General features: G+C 67.8%; 11 protein-coding genes. 3 read left to right on the top strand and 8 right to left on the bottom strand.

Going from position 1 to position 11,950, the window contains the following annotated elements; genetic code table 11:
* Position 1: 1 nt before the first annotated feature.
* The 4 genes from N5D20_RS00625 to N5D20_RS00610 all read right to left on the bottom strand — a co-directional run bounded on the left by N5D20_RS00625 (position 2) and on the right by N5D20_RS00610 (position 3,750).
* Positions 2-619, bottom strand: a complete 618-nt coding sequence (locus N5D20_RS00625; RefSeq protein WP_019336335.1) for a LemA family protein — start codon at positions 617-619, stop codon at positions 2-4.
* Positions 620-1,187: 568 nt separating this feature from the next.
* Positions 1,188-2,348, bottom strand: coding sequence for an MFS transporter (locus N5D20_RS00620; protein ID WP_279914675.1), 1,161 nt, complete (start codon positions 2,346-2,348; stop codon positions 1,188-1,190).
* Between the two features lie 225 nt (positions 2,349-2,573).
* Positions 2,574-3,323 (bottom strand): TerC family protein, encoded by a 750-nt coding sequence (locus N5D20_RS00615; RefSeq protein ID WP_010481853.1) that lies wholly within the window; start codon positions 3,321-3,323, stop codon positions 2,574-2,576.
* Between the two features lie 31 nt (positions 3,324-3,354).
* Positions 3,355-3,750, bottom strand: coding sequence for a diacylglycerol kinase (locus tag N5D20_RS00610; protein ID WP_010481854.1), 396 nt, complete (start codon positions 3,748-3,750; stop codon positions 3,355-3,357).
* A gap of 213 nt (positions 3,751-3,963) precedes the next feature.
* Between N5D20_RS00610 and N5D20_RS00605 the strand changes: the two genes are divergently transcribed.
* Positions 3,964-4,665, top strand: coding sequence for an SGNH/GDSL hydrolase family protein (locus N5D20_RS00605; protein WP_279914673.1), 702 nt, complete (start codon positions 3,964-3,966; stop codon positions 4,663-4,665).
* Positions 4,666-4,800: 135 nt separating this feature from the next.
* On the opposite strand, the gene N5D20_RS00600 is transcribed toward N5D20_RS00605, so the two are convergent.
* The 3 genes from N5D20_RS00600 to N5D20_RS00590 form a co-directional block, all read right to left on the bottom strand.
* Positions 4,801-6,072 carry a HAMP domain-containing sensor histidine kinase gene (locus tag N5D20_RS00600; RefSeq protein WP_049399778.1) on the bottom strand — a complete coding sequence of 424 codons (1,272 nt, stop codon included), beginning with the start codon at positions 6,070-6,072 and terminating at the stop codon, positions 4,801-4,803.
* 155 nt (positions 6,073-6,227) lie between these two features.
* Positions 6,228-6,941 (bottom strand): response regulator transcription factor, encoded by a 714-nt coding sequence (locus tag N5D20_RS00595; protein WP_002811889.1) that lies wholly within the window; start codon positions 6,939-6,941, stop codon positions 6,228-6,230.
* 87 nt (positions 6,942-7,028) lie between these two features.
* Positions 7,029-7,673, bottom strand: a complete 645-nt coding sequence (locus N5D20_RS00590; protein WP_043398033.1) for an arylesterase — start codon at positions 7,671-7,673, stop codon at positions 7,029-7,031.
* A 75-nt stretch (positions 7,674-7,748) separates the two neighbouring features.
* On the opposite strand from N5D20_RS00590, the gene N5D20_RS00585 reads away from it, so the two are divergent.
* Both N5D20_RS00585 and N5D20_RS00580 read left to right on the top strand, forming a co-directional pair.
* The gene (locus N5D20_RS00585) at positions 7,749-8,396 is read left to right on the top strand and encodes an ATP-binding cassette domain-containing protein (protein WP_010481858.1); all 648 of its coding nucleotides are present in this window, start codon (positions 7,749-7,751) and stop codon (positions 8,394-8,396) included.
* Positions 8,393-10,906, top strand: a complete 2,514-nt coding sequence (locus N5D20_RS00580; RefSeq protein ID WP_279914671.1) for an FtsX-like permease family protein — start codon at positions 8,393-8,395, stop codon at positions 10,904-10,906. The genes N5D20_RS00585 and N5D20_RS00580 overlap by 4 nt, the downstream gene beginning before the upstream one ends.
* 107 nt (positions 10,907-11,013) lie before the next feature.
* Here the strand turns inward: N5D20_RS00580 and N5D20_RS00575 are convergent, their stop codons facing one another.
* Positions 11,014-11,940: a DUF6607 family protein gene (locus N5D20_RS00575; RefSeq protein ID WP_057504247.1), complete on the bottom strand. Its 927-nt coding sequence runs from the start codon at positions 11,938-11,940 to the stop codon at positions 11,014-11,016.
* Between the last annotated feature and the right edge of the window lie 10 nt (positions 11,941-11,950).

The raw sequence follows: 11,950 nt of genomic DNA, 5'->3' as shown, positions 1-11,950 counted from the left end.
GTCAGTGGCCCGGCTGCGGCGCCGGCTGCTGCGGCGCGTTGCCGAAATCGACCGCCGGCGCGTTGGAGATCTGCGCTTCGTTGTCCACGGTGAAGTTCGGCTTGGTCTTGTAGCCGAAGAGCTTGGCGGTGATCACCTGCGGGAACGAGCGGATGTAGGTGTTGTAGTCCTGCACCTGCTGGATGTAACGGCCACGCGCGACGGTGACCCGGTTCTCGGTGCCTTCCAGCTGGGCCTGCAGGTCGCGGAAGTTCTGGTCGGACTTCAGCTGCGGATAGTTCTCGGTGACCACCAGCAGCCGCGACAGCGCGCTGCCCAGTTCGCCCTGGGCCTGTTGGAACTGCTTGAGCGAGGCTTCGTCATCGGCGTTGACATTGATCTGGCCGACACGCGAGCGGGCGTTGGTCACTTCGGTCAGCACGCGCTCTTCCTGGCTGGCGAAGCCCTTCACGGTCTGCACCAGGTTGGGCACCAGGTCGGCGCGGCGCTTGTACTGGTTGATGACCTCCGACCAGCTGGCCTTGACCGCTTCATCCTTCTGCTGGATGGCGTTGTAGCCGCAGCCGGACAGCAGGGAAGCCAGCAGCATCAGGGGCAGGACACGGGTGAACAGGCGCATGGCGGAGGTTCCGGGTGGGCTTGGCGCCGAGCATGCCATGGTTCGGGTGAAAGACCGGCCATCGGGCGCGGCCCCCCTCCGCGGTGTGGTCCAGCCAGCTCGGGGATGGGCCGGGAGGGTGGGTCGGCTGGGGGCCGCTGCAAGTACGTCCATGTAAGCTCGGTCGCCGCATCCATGCGGCTCACGCCCCCAGCCGACCCACCCTCCCGGCCATGGACAGTTTTCTGCGCACCGCGGGAAGATCAAAAGAAGAGCCAAAGGCAAAAGCCGACCCTTCAGACATTCCTGGTGTCTGCCATCCACGCATGGCGTGGATCTACCGTGTCGACCAAGATCGACACCTACCAACAGCAGCGCAGAACGCATTCCGACAGATCGCGGAAGACTGTCGAAGGCGGGGTGGGTCCGGTGGCGGGGGTGTCCGCGGCATGGATGCCGCGGCCAAGCCCCCAGGGACGGGTTTACGGCGTCCCCCGCCACCGGACCCGCCCCGCCATCCCTCAGTAGCCCAGCTTTTGACGTTGCCTCTGCGGGTGCAGGGCGCAGCCCTGCCGGAATCCAACACCCCTCAGCAGGCTTCAGCCACCGCAGTGCGCGGACGCCCCAGCCATGCCAGCACCAAACCGGATGCCGCCAGCAGGCCACCGGCCACCGGAATGGCCGCATAGCCCAGGCCCAGGCTGATCACTGCCCCGCCCAGCGCAGCCCCCAGCGCATTGCCCAGGTTGAACGCGCCCACGTTGATCGATGACGCCAGCCCCGGCGCCTCGCTGGCCGCCTGCATCACCCGGATCTGCAGCGGCGGCACGATGGCGAACGTCGCCGCACCGAACAGCAGTACACCCAGCGCCGCGGTGGCGTGGCTCATGAAGGCCAGCGGCAGCACGAACATCAGCACCGCCAGGGAAGCCAGCAGGATACGGGTGGCGCCATCGAGCGACCAGTCAGCCATGCGCCCGCCGATACCGTTGCCGAGGGTGAAGCCGATGCCGATCAGGGCCAGCGAGATCGCGATGAAGGTATTGGAGGCGCCGGTCAACTCGGTCAGCACCGGCGCCACGTAGGTGTAGAGGGTGAACATCGCGCCCGCGCCAAGCACGGTGGTGGCCATCGCCAGCAGCACCTGCGGCTGCAGGATCGCCTTCAATTCGCGGCGCACGTCCGGGCGCGGACCCGGCGCAGACGCCGGCAGCGCGAAGCCGAGCGCGGTGATCGCGACCAGGCCCAGCACCGCAGTCCCGGCGAAGGACAGGCGCCAGCCCAGCTGCTGGCCCACCCAGGTGGCCAGCGGCACGCCACCGATGTTGGCGATGGTCAGGCCCATGAACATGGTGGCCACGGCAGCAGCCTGCTTGTCCTTCGGCACAAGGCTGGCGGCGACCACCGCACCGATGCCGAAGAAGGCACCGTGATTGAGACTGGTGACCAGACGCGACAGCAGCAGCAGGCCGTAGTTCGGGGCCAGTGCCGAGAGCAGGTTGCCGACCACGAAGATCGACATCAGCAGCATCAGCGCGGTGCGCTTGCCGAACCGTCCCATCAGCAGCGTCATTACCGGGGCCCCCAGCATCACGCCCACGGCGTAGGCGGTGATCAGCATGCCGGCGGTGGGAATGCCCACGCCCACGCCGTCGGCGATGACTGGCAACAGGCCCATCGGCGCAAACTCGGTGGTTCCGATGGCGAAGGCGCCGACGGCAAGCGCCAGCAAGGCGGCTCTGGAATTCATGGGAGGTTTTCCTGGGGGCGGGAATCGGGAGTGCGTAGCCTGCGCGCTCTGCTGTTCCGGATTAAGCCTCGCCCCGGGAAAACACTGTTGATCCTGGTTCACAAGTGGCGGCAGCAACCCCGCTGCAGATGCAAAAGCCGCAGCGCCGGTGTGGAACCGGGCCCCACAACGCAGAACCCCCGGCCAGGCCGGGGGTTCTGAGGGACTCACACGCCAGCAGCGCGCTTACCAGTTGCCGGCACCCGGCACATTGTGTTCGCGGGCGCGGCGGCGCATCAGCAGGTTCAGCCACTCCACCAGCACCGAGAAGCCCATGGCAGCGTAGATGTAGGGCTTGGGAATGTGCACATCCAGGCCATCCAGGATCAGCACCGCACCGATCAGCAGGATGAAGGCCAGCGCCAGCATCTTCACGGTCGGGTTGGCATCGATGAAGCGGCCCAGCGGGTTGGCGGCCAGCAGCATCACCGCCACCGACAGCAGGATCGCGGCGACCATCACCGGCACGTGGTCAGCGATGCCGACCGCGGTGATCACCGAGTCCAGCGAGAATACGATGTCGATGACCGCGATCTGCGCGATCACATAGCCGAACACGGCCGAGGTCTTGGTCGTGCTCGGATCTTCATCCTCGCCACCGGTGATCATTTCCTTGATCTCCATCCAACCCTTGATGATCAGGAACAGGCCACCAACGATCAGCACCAGATCTCGGATGGAAATGCCCATGCCGGCCACGGTGAACAGGTTCGCCTGCATGTGCGCCAGGTACGCCAGCGATACCAGCAGGCAGATACGGGTGATACAGGCCACCGCGATGCCGAGCCGACGCGCGAACGGGCGGCGGTGCTCTGGCAGCTTGCTGACGGCGATGGAGATGAACACCAGGTTGTCGATGCCGAGCACGATTTCCAGCGCGCTCAGCGTGAACAGGGTCAACCAGACATTCGGATCGGCAAGAAACTCAAGGGACATGGGAAGTCTTCAACAAGGGGGGAATGAGGGATCAGCCGTAATTGCCGGCCATTGCATGCGGGACCACGACCAGCGCCCAGCACAGAAGCACGTTCATCATCAGCACGAAGACCGCCGCCGAGCCCATGTCCTTGGCGCGGCCGGCCAGCTCATGGATCTCGCTGCCGTAACGTTCGATCACCGCTTCGATGGCCGAGTTGGCCAGTTCCATCGCCAGCACCAGCAGCATCGAGCCGATCAGCAGCGCGCGCTCGACCGGGGTCTGGCCCAGCCAGATCGCGACCGGGGTCAGCAGGATCAGCAGGTAGACCTCCAGCCGGAACGAGGACTCGTGCAGCCAGGCGGCGCGCAGGCCCTGCCAGGACCAGCGGGCGGCCTGGACGATGCGGCGCGGGCCGCGGGGCAGATGGCCGAACTGATCAGCCACGGGTGGAACATCCAGCAACAGGGGCGCGGCGCAGCGACCGCTCAGACGCACGGCAGGGAATCATGGGTGCACAGGGATAGGCAGATGGCCGCCATTTTGCCACAAGGCCGCCAGCCGCATCCCGGCACCGGCCCGGTGAATGGACTGCCAGGGGCAAGCCCCGGCCCGCCCCAGCTTCTATGATGGCTGTCCCCTTCCCTGCTGGAGCGCCTGATGTCCCGTCGCCGTACCTGCCTGCTGATGCTGGGCCTGCTGACCGCCGCCCCCCTGGCCCAGGCGCTGAGCCCGGCCAAGCCGCCGCGCGTGCCCGAGCAGGTCTCCAACGTGGCCTGGGCCGGCGACATGGCCCGCTTCGCCAGCGCCGACCAGGCCAGCCCGCCGCCGCGCGGTGGCATCGAGTTCATCGGCAGCTCCTCCATCCGCTTCTGGGAGAGCCTGGCCACCGACTTCCCCGGCCAGCCGGTGTTCAACCGTGGCTTCGGCGGTTCGGAAGTGCGCGACAGCACCTGGTATGCCGACCGCATCGTGGTGCCGTATGCGCCGTGCAAGGTGTTCTTCTACGCCGGTGACAACGACCTCAACAGCGGCCGCAGCGCCGTGCAGGTGCGCGACGATGTGGTTGCCTTCGTGCAGCGCGTGCATCGCGACCTGCCGAAGACCAGGGTCGAGTACCTGTCGATCAAGCCGAGCCCGTCGCGTGCGCATCTGCTGCCGGCGATCAACGAAGCCAACGCGCTGATCAAGGCCGCCCTGGCCAAGCTGCCCAATACCGGTTTCACCGACGTCTACACACCCATGCTCGGCACCGATGGCCAGCCGGATGCGTCGCTGTTCCGCGAGGACATGCTGCACATGACCCCGGCCGGCTATGCGATCTGGGCCAGGGCGCTGGCGCCGAAGGTCAACTGCAACTAGGGACTGCGGACGCCGCAGAGGCGCCACGCGCACGCCTTCCGGTCGATGCCAACCTTGGTTGGCATCGGGCACCGGCGTGACTCCTGTTGAAAGCGCCGACCAAGGTCGGCATCTACCGAGGCAGCAGGTGCCGCGTCAGCGGAACACCACCGTGGCCTCGGTGCCCTGGCCTGGCTCGCTGGCCAGGCTGACCTTCCAGCCGAAGCGGTCGCACAGCCGGCGCACGATCGACAGGCCCAGGCCGGTGCCCTGCGGACGGCTCGGCTCGGCACGGTAGAACGGCTCGAAGGCCCGCGACAGCGCGTCGGCCGACATGCCGATACCGGTATCGCGCACCACTACCCGGTCGTTGTGCACATGCACGTCGATGCGCCCTTCGTCGGTGTAGCTGCAGGCGTTGCGCACCAGGTTGCTGACCACCACCTGCAGCACCCGCGGCGGCGCATGCAGCTGCACCGGGCCATCGCTGTGCAGGTGCACCGACACCGGGCGCGTACCCAGCAGTTCGTTGGCGTTGTCCACTTCATAGCGGACGATGTCGTTGACGTCGAACAGCTCGACCTGAGGCTCGACGTCGGCCTCGCGTGCCAGGATCAGGAAGGCATCGATCACCGCCTCCATGTCACGGCCGGCACGCTGGATGCGCTGCAGGCTGCGGCGCAGGCGCGGCTCCAGGCTGTCATCGCCCAGTGCCATGTCGCTGGCCACGCGGATGACGGTCAGCGGTGTGCGCAGTTCATGGCTGGCGTCGCGGGTGAAATTGCGCTCGCGCGCCACATGCGCGCTGACCCGGTTGGCCAGCGAATGCAGTGCGGCCGCCAGCTGCCGGGTCTCGCCCTGCATGTCCGCCGGCAGCTTGTTCGGTTCCAGGTCGGCTGCCTCCGGGTGGCCCGGATCCCAGCGTGAGACGCGCCGCGCCAGCCAGTTCACCGGCGACACCAGGCGCTTGGAGGCCCGATAGGTCACCCAGCTGGCGCCATACACCGCCAGCAGGGTCAGCAGCACCGGCACGATGCCGAACCAGAACGCCAGCATCTCCGCGCGCGAACGCAGGAACACCAGGTACAGGCGGCCGGCCGGGCGCACATCGACCAGCACCAGCTGGTCGTCCTTGGGCAGTTCGTGGAAGCCGGGTTCCAGATTGCGCAGGTTGGCCGGCAGCGACAGGGCCGACTGCCCGCTTTCCAGCAGGTAGCCACGGATGTTCTGGGTGTTGGGTGGAGGCTGTACCGGCGAGGCCTCGTGCAGCGTCCAGAAGTACGCCGCCTCCTCGCGCAGGGCGGCGCCGACCAGGCTGTGCTTGATCACCAGCGAAACCAGCCACGCACCGAGCAGGATGCCCAGGCTGGCCAGCACTGCCTGCAGGATGAAAGCGATACGGATCTTGCGCGGCAGGCCGTGCGGCATTGCGGAGTCCCGGTCAGAGCGCTGCGATTATAGGCAGCGCACCGCGCCGTTGGGATGCACGGGCGATGACCGGCGGCACTGCCGGACGATCATCCCCTGCCCTTGTGCCGGGCCGCAGCCCGGCCCGGCCTGAGGCTGCACCGGCGCGGACCTGCTCAGGCCATCGGCTGGGCGATGTCGGCAATGCGGTAGCCGGCACTCTGCACGGTATGCAGCAGCGGACGGTCGAACGGCTTGTCGATGATCTTGCGCAGGTTGTACAGATGGCTGCGCAGGGTGTCCGAATCCGGCAGGCCGTTGCCCCAGATCTCGCGTTCGATCTCCTGGCGGGTGACCACGCGCGGCGATTCGCGCATCAGGATGGTCAGCAGGCGCAGGCCGATCGGCGACAGCTGCAGCTCGGTACCGGCACGGGTGGCACGCATGCTGACCGGATCGAGCACCAGGTCGGCGACCTTGAGCACTTCCGACCCCACCTGGCGACGTTCGCGGCGGATCAGCGCGCGCAGGCGGGCTTCCAGCTCCTGGATCGCGAACGGCTTGGTCAGGTAGTCATCGGCGCCGAAACCGAGGCCGGTGAGCTTGTCGTCCAGCGTGTCGCGTGCCGTGAGCATCAGCACCGGGGTGGACTTGCGCGCATCGTTGCGCAGGCGACGGCACACTTCGATGCCATCCAGGCGCGGCAACATCAAGTCGAGCACCACGACGTCATAGCTGTTTTCCGCCGCAAGGCGGTAGCCATCCAGGCCGTCCTGTGCATAGTCGACTTCAAAGCCGCGACCTTCCAGGTATTCCCCGATCATCTCGGAGATGTTGCGGTTGTCTTCGACCACCAGCACCAAGCCGGAGGTCTCCTTCGTCTGACGCATGTGATTCCCTCTAACTTCAGCTTTGTGAAACATGCCGGATCGACGGTGGACGCGATGTGAAGTTCCGTCAAGAGGGAAGTAAATCGTTCAGAGCAGAGGGCGCAGCAGCGGCCAGACGTTGTCCAGCACCTTCGGCTGCGCCTGTGCGGTCGGGTGCAGGCCATCGGCCTGCATCATGCCCGGCTGCAGGGCCACGCCCTCCAGCAGGAACGGCAGCAGCGGCACCTTGTACTGCGTGGCCAGCGCCTTGTAGGCCGCGGCCAGGCGCTGGCGGTAGGCCGGGCCGTAGTTGGGCGGAACATCGATGCCCAGCAGCAGCACCTTGGCCCCGGCCTTCTGGCTGGCCTGCACCATCTTTTCCAGGTTGCCCTGCACCTGCGCCGGGGTCAGTCCGCGCAGCGCGTCATTGCCGCCGAGGGCAATCACCACCACGGTCGGTTTTTCCTTCGCCAGCAGGCCCGGCAGGCGGGTCAGCGCGCCGGCGGTGGTTTCCCCGCTCATGCTGGCGTTGACGATGCGTGCCGGGGTTTTCGACTGCTGCCTGACCCGCTGCTGCAGCAGGCTGACCCAGCCGGCGTCGACGGGGATATTGTGGGCTGCACTGAGGCTGTCGCCCAGGACCAGCACGGTGCCGGCCGGACCTTTGGCACAGGCCAGCCCGGGCAGCAGCAGGAACCCTAGCAGCAGCACCATCATCACGCCGGCTCGCCGGCTCCATCCCGTCTTGCGCATTGGAGTCTCCTCATCGACAGCCTGTCCCCCCGCAGCGCGTCCGTTGCCATCGCCGTCGACCAGGTCGGCAAATCCGTGCAGGGCCCGGAGGGTGAAGTCCACATACTGGACAACATCACCCTGACCGTCCATGAAGGCACCAGCGCGGCCATCGTCGGCGCCTCCGGTTCCGGCAAGACCACCCTGCTCGGCCTGCTGGCCGGGCTGGACCTGCCCAGCCGCGGCCGCATAGGCCTCGCCGGGCAGGATCTGGCGGCACTGGATGAGGAAGCACGTGCCCAGCTGCGCGCACGCGAGGTCGGTTTCGTGTTCCAGAGCTTCCACCTGCTGCCGGCGCTGACCGCCGCCGAGAACGTGGCGCTGCCACTGGAGCTGGCCGGGCGCGAGGACCGCGTACGGGTCGATGAAGTGCTGGCCCAGGTCGGCCTGGCCCATCGCGCCCGCCACTACCCGCGCCAGCTGTCCGGCGGCGAGCAGCAGCGCGTGGCACTGGCGCGCGCCTTCGTCACCCGCCCACGCATCCTGTTCGCCGACGAACCGACCGGCTCGCTGGACCACGCCACCGGCCAGCACATCAGCGACCTGCTGTTCGAACTCAACGCGAGCAGCGGCACCACGCTGGTGCTGGTCACCCACGACCTGCGCCTGGCCCAGCGTTGCCAGTACATCCACCGCATCGACAATGGCCGCCTGCTGCCGGTCGAGCGTGGGGCGCAGGCATGAACCTGCTGCGGCACGCGTGGCGCGCGCTGCGCCGCGAGGCGCTGGCCGGCGACCTGCTGACCGTGTTCGCCGCACTGGTGCTGGGCGTGGCAGTGATGACCGCGGTCGGCACGCTGGTGAACCGGGTCAATCTGGCACTGACCGGCAGCGCAGCGGAAATGCTCGGCGGTGACCTCGGCATTGCCGGGCGCGATGACCCGCCGCAGGCGTTCGCCGACGAGGCGCAGCGGCGTGGACTGGCCTTCACCCGTATCGCCAGCTTCGGCAGCGTGCTGTTCAACGGTGATGCCAGCCAGATGGCCAGCATCAAGGCGGTGCAGGCGGGCTATCCACTGCGCGGCACGCTGCGGGTGCGCAGCACGCCCGGTGGCGCGCTGATCGCCGAGGCCGGCATGCCCCCCAAGGGCCAGGCCTATGCCGACCCGCGCCTGCTGCAGGGGCTGGGGCTGAAGGCCGGCGATGACCTCGAATTCGGCGCCGGCACGCTGCGTATCGCCGGCATCATCGAGGCCGAGCCGGATGCCGGTGGCGACCTGTTGACCCTATCCCCCACCCTGCTGGTCAACCGTGCTGACGTGGAGGGCACCGGCCTGCTCGGCCCCGGCAGCCGCATCAACTACCGGCTGATGTTTGCGGGACCGGCGGGGCAGATCGCGTCCCTGCGCGAGTGGCTGCTGCCACAGGTGAAGGGCCTGCGCCTGCTGAGCGTAGATGACACCCAGCGCGGCGTGCGCCAGGCCTTCGACCTGGCCGGCCGCTTCCTCGGCCTGAGCGCGCTGCTGGCGGTGCTGCTGGCGGGCGTGGCCACCGCATTGGCGGCCAACCGCTTCGCCCTGCGCCGCATCGACCAGGTGGCGATCCTGCGCTGCCTCGGTGCGCGCCAGCGCGACATCCTGCTCGGCCTGGCACTGCAGCTGCTGATGCTGGCAGTACCGGCCTGTGCGCTTGGCATCGGCCTGGGCATGGCCGCCCAGGAAGGGCTGGTACAGGTGCTGGGCAGCCTGGTGCCGCAGCGCCTGCCACTGCCGGAGGCAATGCCGGCGCTGACCGGTGCCGGCATCGGCCTGTTGCTGCTGTTCGGCTTCGGCCTGCCACCGCTGCTGCGCCTGCGCGGGGTGCCGCCAATGCGCGTACTCAACCGTTCCTTCGCCACGCAGCCACCGGCCTCGCTGCTGGCCTATGTGGCCGCGCTGGGGGCCAGCCTGGTGCTGGCGGTGCAGGTCACCGGCGACCTCAAGCTGGCCTTGTGGGTGCTGGGGGGCTTGGGCGGGCTGGCGGTGGCGGCCGGCGTGGTCGGTTTCGTGCTGCTGCAGTTGATGCGCGGCCTGCAGCATCGCCTGCACGGCCACTGGCGGTTGGGCCTGGCGGCGCTGACCCGGCGCCGGATGCTGGCGGTGATGCAGCTGGTGGGCTTGTCACTGTCGCTGTGTGCGCTGCTGTTGCTGGCAGTGACCGGTCCCGGCCTGCTGCAGCAGTGGCGCGAGCGGTTGCCTGCGGATACACCGAACTACTTCCTGATCAACATCCAGCCCGAGCAACGCGACAGCGTGCTGGCAGCGCTGCGTGGGCTGGGTGCCAATGACGCCAGCATCGAACCAATGGCCACCGGGCGCCTGATCGCCATCAACGGCAAGCCGCCGCTGCGCGTGGATCGCGAGCCCGGACAGGACGGGCAACCGGCGCAGGGCGGCCAGCGCGATGACGATGACGAGAACCGGCCGTTGAACTTCAGCTGGCGCAGCACCTTCCCGCCGGCCAATACGCTGGTCAATGGCACGTTCTGGAAGGCCGACAGCACCGCGCCGGAAGCCTCGGTGGAGATCGGCTGGGCCAAACGCTACGGCGTGCATCCGGGCGACCGCATCGCCATTGCCGTGGGCGAACAGGAGCGCGAGTTCACCGTCACCAGCGTGCGCAAGGCGGACTGGAACACCTTCCGGCCGAACTTCTTCGTGCTGCTGAACCCGAATGCGGTGGGCGACACCCCGCACAACCTGCTGTCGGCGTTCCATCTGCCGGCCGGCAAGGCAGCCGGACTGGGCGAGCTGGTACGCGCGCAGCCCAACCTGTCGCTGCTGGACGTGGATGCGGTGATCTCGCAGGTGCGCGATGTGATGGAACGGGTGGCACAGGCGGTGCAGCTGGTGATGGTGTTCAGCCTGCTGGCCGGCGTACTGGTGCTGCTGGCCGCGCTGCAGGCCACGGCCGGCGAGCGTCGCTACGACAGCGCGGTGCTGCGCACGCTGGGCGCGACCCGGCGGCAGCTGCGCGGCGCGGTGCTGGTGGAATTCGGCGCGCTGGGCACCCTGGCCGCGTTGCTGGCAGTGGGGGCGGCGGCCGCCATCGGTGTGGCGGTCTCGCAGAAGGTCTTCGAGCTGCCGTTGCTGCCGCCGTGGCCGGGCCTGCTGATCGGCGGCGTGGTCGGTATCGGGTTGAGCCTGCTGGCGGGCTGGTGGGGTACGCGGGCGATCCTGCATACGCCACCGGCACTGGCCCTGCGCGAGGCCTGAGGCGGCGCCGGACCGGGGCGCGTGCCGAGCAAGCTCGGCACCTACCAAGAGCACATGACGGCGTTGCCAGTGTTCAAGGAACAAGCACATCCACGCATGGCGTGGATCTACTGGGCTTTTTCCACGTACTTGGCGAACACGTCGTCGATCTGCGTGTCCTTCACCTTCTTGCCGGACTGGATTTCTTCGGCCTGGGTGAACAGCGGAATGATCATCGCCATGCCGTCGATCCTGGTCTTCAGGTGCACGCCCGGGGCCTGGGCCAGGAAACCGTCCCAGCGCTGGCGCACCTTGGCCCAGTAACCGGCAGTAGCCTTCCAGTAGTCACGCGCCGGGGTGAAATCGATCTCGGTGGTCTTCACGTAGTCGTTGAAGCCGAACTCGCGTGCGATCTCCACCTGGCTGCCGTCGGCGTTGCGCTGCACCTTGGTGTTGAACTGTTCGTGGGTCCAGCCGTTCGGGGTCAGCGTGTGGCGGTTGATCACGGCCAGCGCGTTGTAGTCGCTGCGCTTGGTGTACTCACGGCGCGGCAGCGGGCGCCAGCTCAGGTCGCTGGTCCAGCTCGGCACGTTGTTGGTGTAGGTCCAGGTGCCGGTGCCGCAGTAGCGCGGTGCGTCGCTCACTTCGTACACGCACTGGGTCCAGGCGCCCTGGTTCACCGCCGCCGGAATGCTGCGCACCTTCCAGGTCTGGTCGGCACTGAACTCGAAACGGTTCGGTGCCTCGTACACCCAGTCCTGGCGCCAGTGCTTGGTGATGTGGCCGCTCTTCTCGTCCAGCAGCAGGTGCTGCAGCACGATGCGCTTCGGCGTGTCCTCGACCACGATGACCACTTCGCTGCCACCGCTGCGCATCGCCGGTGCACGCTCGTAGCCCGGCTTCAGCAGCACGGTCTCGTCGAACGCGAAGTCCACGGTGTACTCACCCTGCATGGCAAGGATGCTGTCGTGGTCGCGGGCGATATCGGAGGGCTGCGCGCTGGCCACGCCGCTGGCGGCGAGCAGCAGCATGGCGCTGGCTGTCTGGAGCTTCATCGGGGTCTTC

This window comes from Stenotrophomonas sp. GD03877 (assembly GCF_029840555.1).
GTDB classification, from domain to species: Bacteria; Pseudomonadota; Gammaproteobacteria; order Xanthomonadales; family Xanthomonadaceae; genus Stenotrophomonas; species Stenotrophomonas geniculata.
Note: the sequence above shows the minus strand (reverse complement) of the source record. Positions and strands in the feature narration are given on the sequence as shown.

Excerpts from the sequence above, each read along its gene's own strand:
- N5D20_RS00615 (WP_010481853.1), bottom strand. The coding sequence starts at position 3,323 with ATGTCCCTTGAGTTTCTTGCCGATCCGAATGTCTGGTTGACCCTGTTC.
- N5D20_RS00575 (WP_057504247.1), bottom strand. The coding sequence starts at position 11,940 with ATGAAGCTCCAGACAGCCAGCGCCATGCTGCTGCTCGCCGCCAGCGGC.
- N5D20_RS00605 (WP_279914673.1), top strand. The coding sequence starts at position 3,964 with ATGTCCCGTCGCCGTACCTGCCTGCTGATGCTGGGCCTGCTGACCGCC.
- N5D20_RS00625 (WP_019336335.1), bottom strand. The coding sequence starts at position 619 with ATGCGCCTGTTCACCCGTGTCCTGCCCCTGATGCTGCTGGCTTCCCTG.
- N5D20_RS00600 (WP_049399778.1), bottom strand. The coding sequence starts at position 6,072 with ATGCCGCACGGCCTGCCGCGCAAGATCCGTATCGCTTTCATCCTGCAG.
- N5D20_RS00580 (WP_279914671.1), top strand. The coding sequence starts at position 8,393 with ATGAACCTGCTGCGGCACGCGTGGCGCGCGCTGCGCCGCGAGGCGCTG.
- N5D20_RS00620 (WP_279914675.1), bottom strand. The coding sequence starts at position 2,348 with ATGAATTCCAGAGCCGCCTTGCTGGCGCTTGCCGTCGGCGCCTTCGCC.
- N5D20_RS00590 (WP_043398033.1), bottom strand. The coding sequence starts at position 7,673 with ATGCGCAAGACGGGATGGAGCCGGCGAGCCGGCGTGATGATGGTGCTG.
- N5D20_RS00595 (WP_002811889.1), bottom strand. The coding sequence starts at position 6,941 with ATGCGTCAGACGAAGGAGACCTCCGGCTTGGTGCTGGTGGTCGAAGAC.